At 64.2% G+C, this 17,801-nt stretch carries 18 protein-coding genes and 1 riboswitch; of the genes, 7 read left to right on the top strand and 11 right to left on the bottom strand.

The features are described 5' to 3' along the window. The 4 genes from EOA23_RS19485 to EOA23_RS19470 form a co-directional block, all read left to right on the top strand. Window positions 1–571 (top strand): ATPase, T2SS/T4P/T4SS family (locus tag EOA23_RS19485; protein WP_145966442.1); only part of this gene is annotated, 571 nt, incomplete at its 5' end. A gap of 4 nt (window positions 572–575) precedes the next feature. Continuing rightward, the gene (locus tag EOA23_RS19480; protein WP_127305348.1) at window positions 576–1,541 is read left to right on the top strand and encodes a type II secretion system F family protein; all 966 of its coding nucleotides are present in this window, start codon (window positions 576–578) and stop codon (window positions 1,539–1,541) included. Between the two features lies 1 nt (window position 1,542). After that, window positions 1,543–2,508 (top strand): type II secretion system F family protein, encoded by a 966-nt coding sequence (locus EOA23_RS19475; protein ID WP_127305347.1) that lies wholly within the window; start codon window positions 1,543–1,545, stop codon window positions 2,506–2,508. 276 nt (window positions 2,509–2,784) lie between these two features. Next, a complete protein-coding gene (locus EOA23_RS19470; protein ID WP_127305346.1) occupies window positions 2,785–3,258 on the top strand; it encodes a hypothetical protein in 474 nt (157 codons plus the stop codon). An 85-nt stretch (window positions 3,259–3,343) separates the two neighbouring features. Here EOA23_RS19470 and gcvP read toward each other — a convergent pair whose 3' ends face one another. From gcvP to gcvT, 3 genes are read right to left on the bottom strand one after another with little or no spacing between them, the layout of a single operon-like run. Continuing rightward, window positions 3,344–6,151 carry an aminomethyl-transferring glycine dehydrogenase gene (gene gcvP, locus EOA23_RS19465; protein WP_127305345.1) on the bottom strand — a complete coding sequence of 936 codons (2,808 nt, stop codon included), beginning with the start codon at window positions 6,149–6,151 and terminating at the stop codon, window positions 3,344–3,346. A gap of 16 nt (window positions 6,152–6,167) precedes the next feature. Further along, window positions 6,168–6,536, bottom strand: coding sequence for a glycine cleavage system protein GcvH (gcvH, locus tag EOA23_RS19460; protein WP_127305344.1), 369 nt, complete (start codon window positions 6,534–6,536; stop codon window positions 6,168–6,170). Between the two features lie 5 nt (window positions 6,537–6,541). Beyond that, complete coding sequence (gcvT, locus tag EOA23_RS19455; protein WP_127305343.1) at window positions 6,542–7,639, bottom strand: glycine cleavage system aminomethyltransferase GcvT; 1,098 nt, start codon at window positions 7,637–7,639, stop codon at window positions 6,542–6,544. A gap of 150 nt (window positions 7,640–7,789) precedes the next feature. Continuing rightward, window positions 7,790–7,876, bottom strand: a riboswitch (glycine riboswitch). 189 nt (window positions 7,877–8,065) lie between these two features. Here gcvT and EOA23_RS19450 point away from each other — a divergent pair. Then, window positions 8,066–9,070, top strand: a complete 1,005-nt coding sequence (locus EOA23_RS19450; protein ID WP_127305342.1) for a hypothetical protein — start codon at window positions 8,066–8,068, stop codon at window positions 9,068–9,070. On the opposite strand, the gene EOA23_RS19445 is transcribed toward EOA23_RS19450, so the two are convergent. From EOA23_RS19445 to EOA23_RS19410, 8 genes are all read right to left on the bottom strand, one after another. Then, complete coding sequence (locus EOA23_RS19445) at window positions 9,009–9,497, bottom strand: GNAT family N-acetyltransferase (protein WP_127305341.1); 489 nt, start codon at window positions 9,495–9,497, stop codon at window positions 9,009–9,011. The genes EOA23_RS19450 and EOA23_RS19445 overlap by 62 nt on opposite strands. Beyond that, window positions 9,497–10,288: a molybdopterin-binding protein gene (locus EOA23_RS19440; RefSeq protein ID WP_127305340.1), complete on the bottom strand. Its 792-nt coding sequence runs from the start codon at window positions 10,286–10,288 to the stop codon at window positions 9,497–9,499. Before EOA23_RS19440 ends, EOA23_RS19445 begins: the two co-directional genes overlap by 1 nt. Before the next feature lies 1 nt (window position 10,289). Further along, window positions 10,290–11,162 (bottom strand): cytochrome b/b6 domain-containing protein, encoded by an 873-nt coding sequence (locus tag EOA23_RS19435; protein ID WP_127305339.1) that lies wholly within the window; start codon window positions 11,160–11,162, stop codon window positions 10,290–10,292. Window positions 11,163–11,260: 98 nt separating this feature from the next. Beyond that, window positions 11,261–11,932 (bottom strand): DUF1345 domain-containing protein, encoded by a 672-nt coding sequence (locus EOA23_RS19430; protein ID WP_127305338.1) that lies wholly within the window; start codon window positions 11,930–11,932, stop codon window positions 11,261–11,263. A 25-nt stretch (window positions 11,933–11,957) separates the two neighbouring features. Then, entirely contained in the window at window positions 11,958–12,458 is a 501-nt protein-coding gene (locus EOA23_RS19425; RefSeq protein ID WP_127305337.1) for a YaiI/YqxD family protein, read from the bottom strand. Next, window positions 12,445–12,771 carry a hypothetical protein gene (locus tag EOA23_RS19420; protein WP_127305336.1) on the bottom strand — a complete coding sequence of 109 codons (327 nt, stop codon included), beginning with the start codon at window positions 12,769–12,771 and terminating at the stop codon, window positions 12,445–12,447. The genes EOA23_RS19425 and EOA23_RS19420 overlap by 14 nt, the downstream gene beginning before the upstream one ends. Before the next feature lie 55 nt (window positions 12,772–12,826). Next, complete coding sequence (gfa, locus tag EOA23_RS19415; protein ID WP_126060495.1) at window positions 12,827–13,396, bottom strand: S-(hydroxymethyl)glutathione synthase; 570 nt, start codon at window positions 13,394–13,396, stop codon at window positions 12,827–12,829. A 65-nt stretch (window positions 13,397–13,461) separates the two neighbouring features. Further along, window positions 13,462–14,589, bottom strand: coding sequence for an S-(hydroxymethyl)glutathione dehydrogenase/class III alcohol dehydrogenase (locus EOA23_RS19410; RefSeq protein ID WP_127305335.1), 1,128 nt, complete (start codon window positions 14,587–14,589; stop codon window positions 13,462–13,464). A gap of 249 nt (window positions 14,590–14,838) precedes the next feature. Here EOA23_RS19410 and EOA23_RS19405 point away from each other — a divergent pair, with 249 nt between their 5' ends. Together EOA23_RS19405 and EOA23_RS19400 are read left to right on the top strand one after the other, a co-directional pair. Next, a complete protein-coding gene (locus EOA23_RS19405) occupies window positions 14,839–16,851 on the top strand; it encodes an acetyl/propionyl/methylcrotonyl-CoA carboxylase subunit alpha (protein ID WP_127305334.1) in 2,013 nt (670 codons plus the stop codon). A gap of 121 nt (window positions 16,852–16,972) precedes the next feature. After that, window positions 16,973–17,801, top strand: an 829-nt coding sequence (locus tag EOA23_RS19400) for a PHP domain-containing protein (protein ID WP_127305333.1), incomplete at its 3' end; no start/stop codon positions are given.

Genomic DNA, 17,801 nt, shown 5'->3' with positions numbered 1-17,801 from the left:
GCAATTGCAGCAGCCGCATGTCGCGCGCATGGAGACGCGCCCGGCCAACATCGAGGGCCATGGCGAACTGAAGCAGCGCGACCTGGTCAAGAACGCGCTGCGCATGCGTCCCGACCGCGTCATCCTCGGCGAGTGTCGCGGCGAGGAAGCATTCGACATGCTGCAGGCGATGAATACCGGCCATGAAGGCTCGATGGCCACCATCCATGCCAACACGCCGCGCGATGCCATCTCGCGTCTGGAACAGATGCTCGGCATGACCGGCATGCCGATGACGGTGCAGTCGATCCGCAGCCAGATCGCCAGCGCGCTCGACATCATCGTGCAGTTGACACGCCTTTCCGACGGCAAGCGCAAGGTGACCAGCGTCGCCGAGGTGACCGGCATGGAAGGCGATGTCATCCAGATGCAGGAGATATTCCGCTTCGTGCGCACCGGCATGGAGGCGGATGGCAAGATCCTCGGCCACTTCGAGGCGACCGGCATCCGCCCGCGCTTCCTCGAGGACCTGCGCAACATGGGCATCGAATTCCCGGGCAAGTATTTCGAACCCGGCCGGCCGCAGGACTAGGCCGGTGTTCGAGGGATTCAGCCCGATCTATGTCGTGTACGCCGCGGCGGCGCTCACCGGCATAATGATCGCCGAGGGCCTTTACCTGCTCTATGCCGGGCGCAGCGACAAGCGCATGGCGATCAACCGCCGCATGAAGCTCGCCGAGAACAAGATCAGCCAGGAGCAGGTGCTGATCCAACTGCGCAAGGAGCGCGGGATCGACGGCCGCAGCTCCGTCTTCTCCCTCGACCGTTTCCGCGCCCTGCGCACGCAGTCCGGCATGACCACGCCGTTGCCGAAGTTCCTGACGATCACATCGGGAATCGCTTTCGCACTGGCGCTTCTCACGATCTGGAAGGGCTTGCCGCTTCTGTTTGGCCTGATCCTGTTTCTCATACTGCTGCCGGTGCTGCCGGTGATGGCGATGCGCTTCATGCGCAAGCGCCGGCACAAGCGGTTCGGGATACAGTTGCCCGAGGCGCTGGAACTGATCACGCGTGGCCTCAAGGCAGGCCATCCGGTGCCGGTGGCGATCGCCATGGTTGCGCGCGAAATGGCCGACCCGATCGGCACCGAGTTCGGTGTCGTCGCCGACGAGGTGACCTACGGCTCGGACCTGGTATCGGCGCTGAACAATCTGTTCGACCGGGTGGGGCATGAGGACCTGCCGCTGTTCGTCACTGCGGTGTCGATCCAGAGCAGTTCGGGCGGCAATCTGCGCGAGATCCTCGACGGCCTGTCCGCGACAATCCGCGAGCGCGGCAAGCTGCGCCGCAAGGTGCGCGCCATTTCGACCGAAGGCCGCATGTCTGCCTACATCCTGACCGCGGTGCCAGCGCTTCTGTTCACCGCCATCATGGTGCTGATGCCGCAATTCTACCAGGACGTCTGGGGCGAGCCGAAGACCTGGTACATGCTGAGCGGGGCGATCTTCTGGCTGCTGCTCGGCAACGCCATCATGTTCAAGATGTCGAATTTCAGGTTCTGAAATGGAAGGCGTCATCCGCTTCCTCGCCTCGCTCGCGCCGACGTCGCTGATGCCGGTTGCCGTGCTGCTGCTGGTGCTTGGCGGCGGTGCCGTTGCCTGGCCGCTTGTGCTCGCCAAGGGCGATCGTGGCGAGGTCAAGCGCCGGCTGAAGGTCGAGGTCGTGCAGCCGGCCGAGCAGGTGGACGCTGCGCCAAAGAAGAGCACCAGCGCCGTGCGCGAGAAAGCGGTGAAACGGGCGCAGGAGTTCTATGCCAAGAGCGACCCGGAAAATGTCGCGCGGCTGCGCATGAAGCTCATCCAGGCCGGCTATATGGAGCCGCGCGCCGTCGGCATGTTCTTCCTGATCCGCTTCGCAACCCTGATCGGCGCGGCGTTAGGCGCGTTCCTGATCAACCACTGGGCGGCGAGCGCCGAGTCGACCATGACCAGCCGCTGGACCTTCATCATCCTGTCGGGAGCCGGCGGCTATTTCCTGCCGGGCCTGGTGCTGACGCAGAAGGTTCGGGAGAAGATGCGCGAATACCGCAACGGCTTTCCCGATTTCATGGATCTGATGATCGTCTGCTCCGATGCCGGCATGAGCATGGAGGCCGGCATCGAGCGGGTCTCCAAGGAGCTTGCCAGGACCTATCCGTCGCTCAGCCAGAACCTGATCCTGGTGTCGCTGGAGCTGCGGGCCGGGCGCAGTCTCGACGACGCGCTGAAGGCGCTCGCCGACCGTCTCAGCCTGGACGAGGTGCGCTCCTTCGCGACGCTCTTGCAGCAATCCAAGGAGCTCGGCACCAGCCTGTCGGGCTCGTTGCGCGTCTTCTCCGACGAAATGCGGCACAAGCGCATGTCGCTGGCAGAGGAGAAGGCGCATGCCTTGCCGGCCAAGATGTCGGTACCGGTGACGGTCTGCATCCTGCCGGTGGTGCTGATGATCGCTATTATTCCGATCATTGTGAAGCTGACGGCGCATCACTGAGGTATGCTGATATTCGGGTGAGGCCGGCCTGCGAATAGCGACTTTCTGCGCTTCCGGTGCTCACGTACTTCAGGTACGCTCCGCTCCGGTTCTCGAAAGCCACCATTCTCGACACGGCCTGACCCGAATCTCAGCATACCATCGCTGGTCTGCTGGTTAACGCATCCTTGGCGGGCAACCAAAATTTAGCTGCATTTCGGCACCGAAGCTTAATCGCTCTCCTGTATCGTCTATCCCTGAAGAACGACCCGGCAAATCGGGCGATGGGGCAGGGGCATGCGTCAGAGACTTCCCAAGGCAGCGGCGGCATTGGCGGCCGTCTTGATGATCACCGGCTGCACGACGAACAACAACGTCGACACGACCAAGACCACGGCGATCCAGCCGGTGGCCAAGGATGTCAGCGCCAATGATCTCGTCGAAGGCAAGGCGCAGTTCCGCGAGGCGAATTTCGGCCTTGCCGAACAGCATTTCCGCAAGGCGGTCGAGCTCAAATCCGACAACGCCGAAGCCTGGATGGGGCTTGCCGCTTCCTATGACGAGCTCGGCCGTTTCGACTTCGCCGACCGCGCCTATGCGCAATTGTTGAAGGTCGCCGGCCGCAAGCCGCAGATCGTCAACAATATGGGTTATTCGCAGCTTCTGCGCGGCAACAAGAAGAAGGCGCGCGCGCTGCTCCTCGAAGCCAAGGCCGGCATGGCCGACCAGACGGTGGTCAACGCCAATCTGGCGCTGCTCGACAAGGGCTGATTGGCGCAAGCGGCGCGGCGCGTCAGTCGAGAGCAAGGCGGCCAGCCCGATGCCGGGCCGGTCCTGATAACCGCTTGATCAAACGCTACTCCGCGGCGCCGAGATATTTCGACAGCGGCGGGCACGAGCAGACTAGGTTGCGGTCGCCGGCCACATTGTCGATGCGCGACACCGGCGGCCAGTATTTCGCCGCTAGGTCGGCGTCGCCCGCAGGGTAGGCCGCTTCGAGCCGCGAGTAGGGATGCTTCCACTCAGCGGCAAGCGCTTCCGCCGCGGTGTGCGGGGCGTTGACCAGTGGGTTGTCGTTGGACGGCCACTCGCCCTTCGCCACTTTCGCCGCCTCGCCGGCGATGGCGACCATCGCCTCGCAGAAGCGGTCGAGCTCGCGCTTGGGCTCGGACTCGGTCGGCTCGACCATCAGCGTGCCGGCGACCGGGAACGACATGGTCGGCGCGTGGAAGCCGTAGTCGATCAGACGCTTGGCGATATCGTCGACGTTGATGCCGGCACTCTCCTTGAGCACGCGGGTGTCGAGGATGCATTCATGGGCGATGCGGTCGTGCCTGCCCTTGTAGAGGAGCGGGAAGTGCGGCGCGAGGCGGGTCGCGATGTAGTTGGCGGAAACGATCGCCGTTTCGGTCGCGTGCTTCAGTCCCGAAGCGCCCATCATGCGGATGTACATCCAGGTGATCGGCAGGATCGAGGCGCTGCCGAACGGCGCCGCGGCCACGGCATGGGTCGTGCCTTCCGTCACGTGGCCGGGCAGATAGGGCTTCAGATGGGCCTTGACGCCGATCGGACCGACACCCGGCCCGCCGCCGCCATGCGGGATGCAGAAGGTCTTGTGCAGGTTCATGTGGCAGACGTCGGCGCCGATATCGCCTGGACGGGCAAGGCCGACCAGCGCGTTGAGGTTGGCGCCGTCGAAATAGACCTGGCCGCCATGCTCATGGACGATGGCGCAGAGGTCGCGCGCGCCTTCCTCGTAGACGCCATGCGTCGAGGGGTAGGTGAACATCAGCGCCGCGAGATCCTTCGAATGCTCGGCCGCCTTGGCCTTGAGGTCCTCGACATCGATGTTGCCGTCCTCGGTGCAGCGCACGACGACGACGCTCATGCCGGCCATCGCGGCGCTCGCCGGATTGGTGCCATGCGCGGAGGATGGGATCAGGCAGACGGTGCGATGGCCTTCGCCGCGCGCGCGGTGATAGCCGCGAATGGCGAGCAGGCCGGCATATTCGCCCTGGCTGCCGGCATTGGGCTGCAAGGTCACGGCGTCGAAGCCGGTGATCTCCGACAGCCAAGCTTCGAGATCGGCGACCATGGCGCGGTAGCCGCCCGAATGGCCGGCAGGCGCGAAGGGATGCAGATTGGCGACGCTGGGCCAGCTCACCGGTATCATTTCCGCGGCGGCATTGAGCTTCATGGTGCAGGAGCCGAGCGGGATCATGGCGCGGTCGAGCGCGAGGTCCTTGTCGGCCAGCCGGCGCAGGAAGCGCATCATCTCGGTCTCGGAGCGGTTCTCGTGGAAGACCGGCTGCGTCAGGAACTCCTTGCCGCGCGGCTTGCCGGGCATCGAGCAGCCTTCCGTGCCTGGCTTGGCCCCGAAGAGGCCGGCGATCGCCTCGAGATCGGCTTCCGTCGAGATCTCGTCGAAGGCGATGCTGATCTTGTCCGCATCGATGACGCGCAGCAGCCGGCCTGTCTTCTGCGCGGCGGCGGCGATCGCGACGGCCTTGCCCTTCACCTCGGCCGTCACGGTGTCGAAGCGGCTCGCGCCGAGCACCGATACGCCGGCGGCTTTGAGACCTGAGGCGAGGCGGTCGGCAAGGACGTGGATGCGACCGGCAATCGCCTGCAGGCCGGCAGGGCCATGCCAGATCGCATAGGCCGTGGCCATATTGGCCAGCAGCGCCTGCGCGGTGCAGATGTTGGAGGTGGCCTTGTCGCGGCGGATGTGCTGCTCGCGCGTCTGCAGCGCCAGCCGATAGCCGGGGCGACCCCTGGTGTCGGTCGACTGGCCGACGAGGCGGCCGGGCATCAGACGGGTCAGCTTGTCGGAAACGGCGCAATAAGCGGCGTGCGGGCCGCCGAAACCCATCGGCACGCCGAAGCGCTGCATCGGGCCGACGGCGATGTCGGCGCCGAGCTTTGCCGGCGCATCCGTCAGGGTGAGCGCCAGCGGATCGGCGATGAAGACGACCAGCGTGCCGGTAGCGCGGGCCTTCTCGATCGCCGCCTTGTGGTCGCCATAGACGCCGAACGTGTCCGGCCAGGAGACGAGCAGGGCGGCGGTGTTGTCGTCGATCGTCTCGCCATCGACCTCGATGCCGAGCGGCTCGGCGCGGGTGCGCACGACATCCAGCGTCTGCGGATGCGGGGTGCCGGCAAGCGCCACCTTGGTGCGCTTGTCGCGATGATGGCGCAGCGCGATGCCAACGGCCTCGGCAACGGCGGTCGCTTCATCGAGCAGCGAGGCCGACGCCACCGGCAGGCCGGTGAGCTCGGTGACCAGGGTCTGGAAGTTGAACAGCATTTCCAACCGGCCCTGGCTGATCTCGGCCTGGTAGGGCGTGTAGGCCGTGTACCAGGCCGGATTCTCGAACAGGTTGCGCTGGATGACCGGCGGCACGAAGACGCCGTGATAACCGGCGCCGATGAAGCTCTTCAGCACCGTGTTCTTCGCCATTTTCGCCGACAGTTCAGCCAGCGCTTCGGCTTCGCTCGCCGGGGCAGGCAGATCGAGAGGCCGATCGAGGCGGATCGACTTCGGCACGGCCTGGCTGATCAGCGTTTCGACAGATGGAACGCCGATGGCGGCGAGCATCGCCCTGACGTCGTTGACGGAGGGGCCGATATGGCGGGCCGAAAAAGGAGCAGGTGCTGCGGTCATTTCCAAGATCCTGTTGTCAGCCGATATGGGCTTTGTAGGCGGCCTCATCCATGAGGCTGTCGAGTTGGCCTTCGTTGGAGAGCTTCATCTTCCAGAGCCAACCGTCGCCGGTCGCCGCCGAGTTGACCAGCGAAGGGTCGGCCGACAGTGAGCCGTTGGCCTCGGTGATCTCGCCGTCGACCGGCGCATAAACGTCCGAAGCCGCCTTCACGGATTCGACGACGACGGCGGTATCGCCCTTGGCGAGCTTGCGGCCAATTTCCGGCAGCTCGACGAAAACGAGATCGCCGAGCTGTTCCTGCGCATAGTCGGTGATGCCGACAGTGGCGACGCCGCCTTCGACGCGGAGCCATTCATGGTCTTCGGTGAAATAGGTCTTTGCCATCAGTGTCATCCTTTGCGGTAGCGGTGTGGAGTGAAGGGCAGGGACGTGACGTCGACCGGGATCTTCGTCCCGCGGACGTCGGCGAAGAGTTTCGTGCCGGGCCTGGCCAGCGCGGCGTCGACATAGCCCATGGCGACAGGGTGGCCGGTCGAAGGGCCGAAGCCGCCGGAGGTGACGTGGCCAGCGGGATTGCCGCCGGCATTGACGAGCGCCGCGCCGGCGCGCACCGGCTGGCGGCCATCGGGCTTCAGGCCGACGCGCCTCTGCGACGGCCCGCGCTCCAGGATCGAGCGCAGCGCGTCGGCGCCGATGAAATGGCCCTGGCGGACTTCTTTGGGGATCGCCCACATGAGGCCGGCGCTTGCCGGGTCGATCCCGGGCGTCAGGTCCTGGCCATGCAGGCAGAGCCCCGCCTCAAGGCGCAGGCTGTCGCGGGCGGCAAGGCCGATCCATTGCACGCGCTCGTCTTCCAAGAGTTTGGCAACCAGATCACGCGCGTCCTTCTCCGGCAGGCCGATCTCGAAACCGTCCTCGCCGGTGTAGCCGGACCGGCTCATGAACCAGTTCTGGCGCGGCTCGATGCCATGCATGAAGAGCAGCGAGCCGGTCTCGATGCCGGCCCGTGCCAAAGCCGCCCAGGCGTCCGGACCCTGGATCGCCAGGAAGACGCGGTCGAGCGGCGAGACCCTGGCGTCGAAATCCGTTACCAGAGCGCGCAGATGCTTCTCGTCCTCGATGGCGTTGCCGGCATTGGCCACGACCATGAACCGGTCGTCGCCAAGGCGGGTCACGATGAGGTCGTCGATGATACCGGCAGCCTCGTTGAGGAAAAAAGTGTATTTGGACTGCGAGATGTCCAGCGCGCCGGCATCAAGCGGGCAGGCCCGGTTCAACAGCGCGGCGGCGCCCGGACCGCCGACCTCGAACAGCTTCATATGCGAGATGTCGAACAGCCCCGCGTGCTCGCGCGTGTGCAGGTGCTCCTTCATCACGCCGGGCGGATAGGTGAGCGGCATCGACCAGCCGGCGAAAGCGCCGAAGCGCGCGCCCGCGGCCTGATGCAAATCCTCGAGGGGTAGGTGCCTGGTGTCTTCGCCTGTCATGTCTTCTCCAGAGTCGCACGCAATCGACCGCCATTGGCGGCCTGTTTCGTGCCCCTCTGTCTGAAGCCTGAGAGACTCGCGCCCCGTAACTCTGTCGGCAGCGCTTACACCTTCGGCGCGGGGCCAGGCCCCGACTTTCCAGAGTTGTCTTTCCCGTCAACGGTTCTTTTGCCTGAGAGATTTCGGGCGATTTCCCCTTCGGCGACAGCTTGCGCTGCTCTCTCCCGCAAACAGGTGGGACTCACAAACCGAGCCCCCGACGCGCCATCCATAGCTCGTTGGCGACACCTTGTCACCTCCCAGCGACATGTTGCCGACAAGTCTTCGCTAACCACACCATTTGCCAGTTTCTCAAGATACTTCTGATATGCATGCCCAAGGGATGCATTGAGTTCGTCGGCAACGGGCGACGGGCAGGGACGGCAGATGGGCGAATTGGTCATGAGCGGTCCGGTGGCGGGGCTGACGTCGAAGAACAAGATCACGGCCGAGGACGTGGCAATGCTGCGGCGCGAGGTATTCGCCGACGGCGTGGTGAGTCGCGGCGAGGCGGAGGCGCTGTTCGCGCTCGACCAGACGGCGCGTGACAAATGTGGCGAATGGGCACCGTTCTTCGTTGAGGCGGTGACCGACTACATCGTCCACCAGGAAAAGCCGGAAGGCTATATCTCGGAGGAGAATGCCGACTGGCTGGTCCACACCGTCTCGCGTGACGGCATGGTCGACAGCCGCACGGAGCTCGAGCTGCTGGTGCATGTGCTGGAGGAAGCGAAATCCTCGCCCGGCCAGCTTTCGGCCTATGCGCTGGAGCAGGTCGCGCATGCGGTGATCGACGGCAAGGGGCCGTTGATGATCGGCGGCGAGCTGGTTCCGGGCCTGATCGCCAGGGCCGAGGTCGATCTCCTGCGCCGCATCCTCCATGCCTTTGGCGGCGACGGCAACATCGCCATTACCAAAGCCGAGGCAGAGGTGCTGTTCAGGATCAATGACCGAACGGCGGCCCCAGACAATGATCCGTCCTGGAACGAGCTCTTCGTCAAGGCGATCGCCAACTATGTCATGTGCTCGGCCGGCTACGAGCCGCCAACGCGCGAAGCGGCGCTGCGCCACGAAAACTTCCTCGACGAGGCAGGCCCGGCACTCGGTGGGTTCCTCAGCCGAATGGTGTCGGGCGGATTCGCCTCGGTCCTCGAAGCCTACCATTCTCCCGGCGATATCGAGGCCGAATGGGAAGCCAGAAACCGGGCCGCCGAGGCACTTGCCCGCCGTGCCGAGACCATCGATGCCGACGAAGCCAAATGGCTGGTCGAGCGCATCGGCGGCGGCCAGCGGCCGCTGCGCGACAACGAGCGCGCGCTGCTGACGCTGATCAGGCACGCTTCGCCGGAAATCCATCCGGCGCTGAAGCCGCTGCTGGATAAAGTCGCTTAGACGCTCGCTGAATCGTCTTGCAAAGGATGATGTTGGAATGGCCTTCGGGCCATCCGGTGAGTTCCGCGATGCGCTCGACGCCGGCCTTTTCGTACAAGCCTGGCGCCTGGAAATCGTGGGTCGAAACCCATATCCGCAAGGAGCCCCGCGCAGCAGCCTCCGCGACAAAGGCTTCAAGCAGCTTCCTGCCGTGGCCAAGGCCCCGATAGGTTTCGTCGACCCACATCAGCGTGAGCTCGGCGATGCCGGCCCAGGAATAGCCGGCGGCGATCCCGACGACGCGCCCTTGCTCATCCCGCAAGGCAAAGATGAGGGCACGGTCGTCGTCACGACCGGTCAGCCGTCGATTGTCGTCATGCAGACGCTCCTCGACGGCATCAAGCTCAGCCGACGGCAGATCGTGCTCGGCCCGCAGGCGAGGGATCATCAAATCCCGCCATACCAGTCGTAGCCGTTGTCCTCCCAGTAACCGCCGCGGCCGCCGCCGATAGTGGCGAAACTATCGACCAGCTCGATTTTGTAGATGTATTTCGGCATCTTGTAGCCGAGCTGGCGCTCGACGCGTACTCTGAGCGGTGCGCCGTTCTCGACCGGCAAGGGCTTGCCGTTGAGGCCGTAGGCCAAAATGGTCTGCGGATGGCGGGCATCGATCAGGTCGATGGTGCCGTAATATTTGATGTCGCCGGACAAGCTCTGCTCGATCGTGTCGAGGCAGTGGAACATGACGTAGCGCGCCTGCGGCTTGACCACCGCCTGGTCGAGCACCAGCGACAGCGGCGTGCCGGTCCATTTGGCGATGCAACTCCAGCCTTCGACACAGTCGTGGCGGGTGATCTGGGTGCGGCTCGGCATGTTCTGGAGCTGCTCGCGGGTGAGCGACAGCGGCTTCTCGACAAGGCCGGTCACCTCCAGGCGCCAGTCGGCGAAATTGTTGGCGAGCAGACCCTTGTAGGTGTCGTCATCGGGCGCCGTGACGCCATTCGGCCGCTGCGGCTGGCGTATATCGGCCTCGGTGAATTCCGGCGCCAGCGCGTCGCGGCCTGCAAGAAAGCGCTGCGCGCGGTAAGTCAGGCCGTTGGCGCTTTCGAGGAAGCTGCGCAGGCCGCCGCCAATGCCGAGACCGCTGTCGAAGGCGTCGCAGCCCGACAATGCTATGCCTGACAGGCCCAGGCTGCCGGCGGTCAAGAATTTACGGCGCGTGATCTGGAATTTCGCCATGTCAGACGCTCCTCTCGGTCGGCTGGTCGTGCTTCGCTGGGGGGTCGGTGCGGTACCAGCCGGTGATGATCGAGCGCAGCTCGTTGATCGGGCCGGCGGCCAGGATCATCAGGATGTGGACGATGAAGAAGAGGACGAGCAGCACCATGACGGTGAAATGGATGGTGCGCGCCGTCTGTCGGCCGCCAAGGATTTCGTTGAGCCACGGCAGCACCGAATCCATGCTCGGCGACATGGCGAGCCCGGTCGCGATCATCAACGGCATAGCCACGAACAGCACGCCGCCATAAGCCGTCTTCTGCAGCGTGTTGTACTCACGGGTGTGGTGGAATTTCAGTTTCGCGTGGTCGACGATGTCGCGCGGCAGCTTGCGCAGATCCGAGAGGCGAGGGGCGAGGTCTCGGCGGATATGGCCGTTGACCAGGCCGGCGATCAGCCAGACGAGCAGCGTCGTGGTTAGGATCCAGGCGAAGAAGAAATGCACGACGCGGGCGGTGCCGAGATCGTAGTAAGAGGGGATCGTCGCCCAGGCCGGAAAGGCGCGAGGCGTTTCCTGTCCGGGCGGACCCGACCAGCCGAGCACGCCGGTGGTGTCGAAGCGGTGGCCTAGGATCGCGGTGAAACCGCGCGGACCGTTGGCGGCGTTTTCGGCGCCGATCTCGAGAATGGTGTTGTTGAACTCGAAACCGGACTGCTTGCCGAGATAAAGCTGCGGCCGCGCGTTGAAGATCTGCAGGCCGGAAAGCAGCATGAAGAACAGCGAGAAAGCCCACAGCCAATGGGTCAAGCGCGTCCAGCGCGACTGCCGGTAGATGAGGGTGGTGTCCTTGCCGCCCGTCTTGGGGGCGGATTGGTTGTTGGCAACAGCGTCCATCTTGCCTCCGGCCGCCTCAGGCAGGCGGCTTCTCAGGTCCTTGTCTTCCCCTCAATACGTCGCCGCACAAGGCAATGTTTCATGCGATCACGGATTTATTACGGAGAGCCCAGGGTGACCGCGAGATTGACCGCCGCGGCAACGATCACCGTGTTGAAGAAAAAGCTCAAGACCGAGTGGATGAGCACGACCAGACGCATTTGCGAGGTGGTGATGGCCGTGTCGGCTGTCTGCGCCGTCATGCCGATGACCGTCGCGAAATAGAGGAAGTCCCAGCCTTCCGGGCGTCTGCCGCCGGGAAAATCGAGGCCGCCGACCGGCATTTTCTTCTGGGTTTTCTGATCGATCTCGTCGCCGTCTTTCCAGTAAACATGGGCGTAGTGCAGCGAAGCCATGGCGTGGATGGTGAACCAGCCGAGCGGGATCGAGAGCATCGCGAAGGCGAGCTGCCATGGGTGCGCCGCGTCTTTCCGGTTGATCAAAAGAAACAGCGAGACGATGGCCGCGACGACGACGAAGAGCGTGACGGCGAAGATAAGCAGCACGGGCATGTCCGTCGCGCGCGCGTTCCGGCTGAGATAGCGGCCGGTAAGGCCGGGCATCAGCGCCAGCACTAGGGCAATATAGCTCACGAAGAAGACATTGGCGCCGATGGAATAGGGAAGCGGCGCGTGCAGCAGCAAGGCGAGCAGCAGCGCGACGATGCCGATGGCAAAGGCCAAGGCGAACTGCATGTGCCGATGCATCGGCGTCTTGAGATCGTCACCCATGGCCTGAGGCCCTTGAAGACGTTGATCAATCCGGTGTGGCGGATTTGAGCGCGCGCCGCAAGATGCGGTCGAGTTCGCCGAGAAACTGCGACCTGTCCTTTTGCGTGAAAGAGGCGTTGAAGCCGCGGCTTTCGCCGGTCTCGCGCAGATGCTGCTTCAAATCGCGCATCGCCACCGCCATGCCGATGGTGTCCGGCGTGAACGGGCGGCCGGTGGGTCCCAGCACATGCGCGCCGAGCGCCACCGTGCGCGCGGCAAGCGGAATGTCGGCGGTCACCACGATGTCGTTCTCCCTGGCGTTCTCGACGATCCAGTCGTCCGCGGCATCGGCGCCCTTGGAGACCACGACGTTGCGGACCATCGGATCGCGCGACGGGCGCAGGCCGCCATTGGAGACATAGGTGACGACGACGCCATGGCGCTCAGCGACCTTCTCGACCTCGGCTTTCACTGGGCAGGCGTCGGCATCGACATAGATCTGTGGGCGAGCAGGCTCCCGCTGAGCCTCGTTTTCATTCGCGTTCATAAGGCGTGAATTTCAAATTATAGCCGTGCGGCTCGCCGCCTGGCGGCTCTTCCGGCTCGGTGTCATATACATAAACGTTGCCGGTACAGGCGAACCCTATGTGCCGGCCAATGGCGCATGCCATATCGATCGCTTGGTCAGCATCCAAAGCCCATACCTTCATTGCGAAAAAGGCCGGGCCAGGGTGAGTTTTGAAATCCGCATTGGGCGTCAGCACCTCTCCGTCGGCTAGAGTGGTAAAATGACGGAATTCAGTTTTCGCTCTTCCGTAGCGGAGCTTTAACTTCCAGTTCTTGACGCCGCGAAGATCCATGAGCGCTTTGTAGGCAGGAATGGCCGGTCTGTCGATCGGCCCTTCCTCTACTGAATCAGGCCGGAAGCGCGCCGGACTTCTTCGCCGTCCAGGTGGCCATATAGTCCATCAGGCCGGGGTTGAGGCAATCATAGGGCTCCAGCCCGATTGACCTCAGCTGCGCGCGGATGCCGTCCATACGGCTCGGGTCGACGCCGGATTCGATGATCGAGGAGACGAAGGCGGCGAAGCCCGGCGGCGACCAGCCGTCCTCTTCGAAGCGTTCCGGATGGATGAAGGACAGGCCCTTGAAGGGATGGTCGCGCTCGACCGGGCCATGCATGTGGACGCCGCAGCCCGTGCAGGCATGGCGCTGGATGAGTGCCGAAGGATCGACCACCTTCAGCTTGTCTCCATTCTCGGTGACGGTGACGTCGCCGGTACCGGCGACGGCCACGACCGAGAAGATGGCGCCTTCCGGCTTCCAGCATTTGGTGCAGCCGCAGGCGTGGTCGTGAGCAATCTGGCCCTTGACCTTCACCTTCACAGGGTTGCTGGTGCACAGGCAGACCAGCGTGCCGCCGGAGAAGGATGCGCTTTCCTTTGGCAAGCCATTATCAATCTTCGGATGCAATTTCTCGGCCATTCCACTCCTCCCATGTTTTACCACAGAGGTCGCCGGCGTTCCGGCCTGCGGCCTGGTGGCTTTCCTCAGTAAACCACGACGCTCCGGATCGACTTGCCCTCATGCATGAGGTCAAAACCCTTGTTGATGTCCTCGAGCTTCAGCGTGTGGGTGATCATCGGATCGATCTCAATCTTCTTTTCCATGTACCAGTCGACGATCCTGGGCACATCGGTGCGGCCGCGCGCGCCGCCGAAGGCGGTGCCCATCCAGGTGCGGCCGGTGACCAGCTGGAAGGGCCGCGTCGAAATCTCCTGGCCGGCGCCGGCAACGCCGATGATGACCGACTTGCCCCAGCCGCGATGCGAGGCCTCCAGCGCCTGGCGCATCACCTTGGTGTTGCCGGTGCAGTCGAATGTGTAATCGGCGCCGCCGATCTGGTCAGCACCCCGCTTGGTCATGTTGACCAGGTAAGGCACGATGTCGCCGTCGATCTCCTTCGGATTGACGAAATGCGTCATGCCGAATTTCTCGCCCCAGGCCTTCTTGTCGTTGTTGACATCGACGCCGATGATCATGTCGGCGCCGGCAAGGCGAAGCCCCTGGATGACGTTGAGGCCAATGCCGCCGAGGCCGAAGACGACGGCCGTCGCCCCTTGCTCGACCTTGGCCGTGTTGATGACCGCGCCGATGCCGGTGGTGACGCCGCAGCCGATATAGCAGATCTTATCGAAGGGGGCGTCCGGATTGACCTTGGCGACCGCGATCTCCGGCAGCACGGTGAAGTTGGAGAATGTCGAGCAGCCCATGTAATGGAACAGTTTTTCGCCGCCGAGCGAGAAGCGCGAGGTGCCGTCGGGCATCAGGCCTTGCCCTTGCGTTGCGCGGATGGCGGTGCACAGATTGGTCTTGCGCGACAAACACGACGGGCACTGCCGGCATTCGGGCGTGTAGAGCGGGATGACATGGTCGCCCTTCCTGACCGAGGTGACGCCCTTGCCGACATCGACGACGATGCCGGCGCCCTCATGGCCCAGGATCGCCGGAAAGATGCCTTCCGGATCGGCGCCCGACAGCGTGAACTCGTCGGTGTGGCAGATGCCGGTCGCCTTGACCTCGACCAGAACCTCACCCTCGCGCGGGCCTTCGAGGTCCACCTCCATGATCTCCAGCGGCTTTCCGGCGGCAACGGCAACGGCGGCACGCGTTTTCATGAGGCATTCCTCCCAAGCGATCTGTAAGTTTTAGCTAACGGCGGGCTGCCCGTGGCGAATGCCAGCCTGCCATCATTTAGTGTTGGGGTAACATTAGCGAGTTCCGTGCGGACGGCCAACGTCTCTTGCGACGTTTTTCGGCGCGGTTTCTGCAATCGGTGCCAGCCCTGGGAGCCTGCCCGTGGGCACTTGAGGCGCGCCGGAATTATCCATAGAACTGATCCGCTTCGCCGGAGGAACGACATCCGAATGTTCAAGAAGATCCTGATCGCCAATCGCGGCGAGATCGCCTGTCGCGTCATCAAGACGGCGCGCAAGATGGGCATTGCCACCGTTGCGGTCTATTCGGATGCGGACCGCGATGCCGTGCATGTCGAAATGGCCGACGAGGCGGTGCATATCGGGCCTTCGCCGGCGGCACAGAGCTATCTGCTGCCGGAGAAGATCATCGCCGCCTGCAAGGAAACCGGCGCCGAGGCCGTGCATCCGGGCTACGGCTTCCTGTCGGAGCGCGCCTCATTTTGCGAGGCGCTGGAGAAGGAAGGCATCGTCTTCATCGGGCCGAAGCCCAAGGCGATCAAGGCGATGGGCGACAAGATCGAATCGAAGAAGTTCGCCAGCGAAGCCGAGGTCTCGACCGTGCCTGGATGGCTGGGTGTCATCGAAGACGCCGACCATGCCGAGCGGATCGCCGGCGAGATCGGCTATCCGGTCATGATCAAGGCCTCGGCCGGCGGCGGCGGCAAGGGCATGCGCATCGCCTGGAGCGAGGCGGAGGTGCGCGACGGCTTCGACCGGGCGCGTTCGGAGGCGAAAAGCTCCTTCGGCGACGACCGCGTCTTCATCGAGAAATTTGTCGTCGATCCGCGCCATATCGAGATCCAGGTGCTGGCCGACGCGCATGGCACGGCGCTTTATCTCGGCGAGCGCGAATGCTCGATCCAGCGCCGCAACCAGAAGGTGGTCGAGGAGGCGCCTTCGCCATTCCTCGACGCCAAGACCCGAAAGGCGATGGGCGAGCAGGCGGTGGCCCTGGCCAAGGCCGTCGATTATCAGAGCGCCGGCACCGTCGAGTTCATCGTCGACAAGGACAAGAACTTCTATTTCCTTGAAATGAACACGCGATTGCAGGTCGAGCATCCGGTGACCGAACTGGTCACCGGCATCGACCTGGTCGAGCAGATGATCCGCGTCGCCGCCGGGGAGAAGCTCGGCATCAAGCAGAGCGACGTGAAGCTCAACGGCTGGGCGGTGGAAAGCCGCCTCTATGCCGAGGATCCTTTCCGCAACTTCCTGCCGTCGATCGGCCGGCTGACCCGCTACAGGCCGCCGGAGGAGGGCATCTTAGGCGACATCGTCATCCGCAACGACACCGGCGTTACGGAGGGGTCTGAGATCTCGATGTTCTATGACCCGATGGTGGCGAAGCTCTGCACCTGGGCGCCGACAAGGCTGGAGGCGATCGACGCCATGTCGGAGGCGCTGGACAGCTTCGTCGTCGACGGCATTGAGCACAACATCCCGTTCCTATCGGCGCTGATGCAGCATCCGCGCTGGCGCGAGGGACGGCTGTCGACTGGCTTTATCGCCGAGGAATATCCGGACGGTTTTTCGCCGGTCGCACCGGATGGCGAGCAGAGGGCGGTTTTCGCCGCCGTCGCAACAGCCATCGAACTTTTGCGCCGCGACCGGCTCGATCGGCTGAGCGGCCGCCTGGCGCCGCATTCCGGCCATCTCAAACGCGACTGGGTGGTGAAGATCGGCGCGGACTATCTTCCGGTGGAGATCGTCGACGGCATGGTCTCGATCCCGATGGAGGTCGATCTGTCGATCGACGGCGGCAAGCCGCTGACCGTTGCCTCCGACTGGCGTCCAGGCGATGCGATCTGGCATGGCACGGTCGGCGGCAGCCGGATCGCGGCGCAGGTCCGGCCCGTGCTGAACGGTCTTCGCATCGCCTGGAAAGGCATGTCGGTGACGGTTCAGGCCATGCTGCCGCGCACGGCGGAGCTGGAAAGGCTGATGCCGGAGAAACTGCCGCCGGACACCTCGAAGATGCTGCTCTGCCCGATGCCTGGCCTCGTCGTCTCGATCGCGGTGGCCGAGGGCCAAGAGGTCAAGGCCGGCGAGACGCTGGCTGTGGTCGAGGCCATGAAGATGGAAAATGTGCTGCGCGCCGAGCGCGACCTCACAATAGCCAAGCTCAACGCCAAGCCAGGCGACAGCCTGGCGGTCGATGCGGTGATCATGGAGTTCGCCTGAGAAGAGGGGTAGCCAGCCGGCCTAAGCCTGTGCCCTGTCGGTCATTTGTGCTGGACTGGCACGGCCACGTCCGGGACAATACATCTCAACAGATTGAGTCTTTGGGACAGCGCGAAAAAACATGGCGGATGAACGACTTCCACGCGACCCGCTGCAGCGCGAAGCAGCGGTGAAGGCCGCGCGGCCGGAAGCGCCGGCGCGGACCTTCATCCATCTGCGCGTGCACTCGGCCTATTCGCTACTGGAAGGCGCGCTTCAGCTCGGCGCGATCGTCGGCCATGCCGTCAAGGACGAGGCGCCAGCGATCGCGGTCACCGACACCAACAATCTGTTCGGCGCGCTCGAATTCGCCCAGAAGGCGGTCAAGGACGGCGTCCAGCCGATCATCGGCTGCCAGATCGATCTCGCTTTTTCCGGCGAGGCGAGCGACGGCCAGCGCGACCGTCGCCGACTTGGGCCGGACATGTCGCCGGTCGTGCTGATCGCCGCCAGCGAGGCTGGCTATGCCAATCTTGTGCGGCTGATCAGCAAGGTCTATCTGGAGACGCCGCCCGGTGAGCCGGTGCACCTCAACAGCGCCATGCTGGAAGGCAGGTCCGATGGGCTGATCTGCCTGACCGGTGGCCCGCGCGGTCCGATCGGCAGCGCGCTCAAGGCCGACCGGCGCGACCTTGCCGAGCAGCGGCTGCTGTTCCTCAAGGGCCTGTTCGGCGACAGGCTCTATGCCGAGCTGGAGCGGGTCGCCGGCTACGACCGCATGGTCGAAAAATCGACGGTCGATCTCGCCTACACGCACGACCTGCCGCTGGTCGCCACCAATGAGGCTTTCTTCTCCAAGCGCGAGGATTACGAGGCGCATGATGCGCTGATCGCCATCGCCGAAGGATCGGTGGTCGCCGCGGACAATCGCCGGCGGCTTTCGCCGGACAATTTCCTGCGCAGCCAGGCCG

The sequence above is a fragment of the Mesorhizobium sp. M2A.F.Ca.ET.042.01.1.1 genome (genome assembly GCF_003997405.1).
Taxonomy (GTDB): Bacteria; Pseudomonadota; Alphaproteobacteria; order Rhizobiales; family Rhizobiaceae; genus Mesorhizobium.
The sequence above is the reverse complement of the archived record's forward strand: the minus strand, read 5'-3'. Positions and strand labels throughout refer to the sequence as shown.